At 30.6% G+C, this 1,413-nt stretch carries 1 protein-coding gene; it reads right to left on the bottom strand.

The features are described from left to right. Nucleotides 1-667, bottom strand: a 667-nt coding sequence (locus F0000_RS23075; RefSeq protein ID WP_255452864.1) for an Ig-like domain-containing protein, incomplete at its 3' end; no start/stop codon positions are given. Nucleotides 668-1,413: the final 746 nt, after the last annotated feature.

The raw sequence follows: 1,413 nt of genomic DNA, 5'->3' as shown, positions 1-1,413 counted from the left end.
AATCAGTAGCTGGTGTATATTCTATGGTATCATCTGTAGGATCTTCTGGCGTTCCGTTCTGGTTTACCGTTGCGGTACCATTTTCTGGATTTAATACCACAGAAATCGGAGTATCAGAAGGACCATCTCCGCCAAAACTGTCATTGATCAATACTTCAATAGTTGTGGTGGTATCTTCATCAAGAGCTACAAGATCATCTACTGCCATGGGCTGATCGTTTGGTTTTTTTATGACTAATACTCTCACTAATGATGAATCGGTATTTCCTTTTGCATCGACAATGGTGTAGACAAAAATATCAAGTCCGGTAAAATTTTGGGGAGGATGATATAGAACCTTATCATCTAATGGATTGTTTGGAGTGCCATTATAATCTATAAGTGTAGTCCCACCAGAGTTAGAAACTCCGGTTACTTGTAGTGCATTTCCTGGATTAGGACCGGTGGAACCAAAAGAATCATTTAAAAGAACTTCAATTGAATTATCTAAACTATTTTCAAATACTGTGGCGGTATCGTCATATGCATTGGGTGAATATCTTTGATATGAGTTAGAACGGTAAAAAAATCTTGATATAGGACTAGTATTTGGTAGGATACTATTAGTGTAGGCTAATTGCATAGCAAGAATCAATAGTAAAAAATATAGTAATTTTTTTTGTTTCATGACCTGAATGTTATTTTTTGAATTTTTGCTTAGTTATTAAATAAGTAAAACAGCGGCTATTTTTCATAGCTATAGTTATTCTTAAAACAATTTTAAAGTGTCGATACCCTATGAATTTATTATTTAGTGTCCAGTTGGAAATACAGCAAAATCAAATTTGTACCTTTTTTCGAAATTTTGATTTATTTTAAATTAATTTGATTAGATGGTGTAATTGGTCCTCTATTTTTTGTTTTCTATACGCTTCTTGTTGTCATCAAAAGAATTGATACCACTTTTGATATTTTATAATAGATAAAGTTAGTAAGTTCTCGAAGCGCGTGTTTGTTCAAATAATTTGGATAACTCACCTTATGCAATGAGCGAAGCTTTTTTCTTGTTTTTACTAAAAAAAACTTGTTGACAAGTCTCTTTTTACTTAAAAAATGATACCATTGAGAGTTGCTGTTAAGCACTATTAATAAAAGGATTTCTTAAAATCAATACAAAATAAATAGCAATCTATATAATAACTAAAATTAGCGGGACTAGTAATTTTTTCTTGTAATACACTATACATCATATAGATAAACACTTGTTAATAACGATACTAAATTTTTAAAATATTTGTGCCCAAGGTGAGTTATACGATTTGTGATTAAAAAATTCGTATAAATTCATTGAATTATTTTTTCTTTATGCAAGGCAAAAAAATCAAGCATAGCTATAGCTACGGTTTATTTTTTAAACGAAGTAGAAAGGAAAAA

It is taken from the genome of Aquimarina sp. RZ0, from assembly GCF_008370685.1.
Lineage (GTDB): Bacteria > Bacteroidota > Bacteroidia > Flavobacteriales > Flavobacteriaceae > Aquimarina.
Note: the sequence above shows the minus strand (reverse complement) of the source record. Positions and strands in the feature narration are given on the sequence as shown.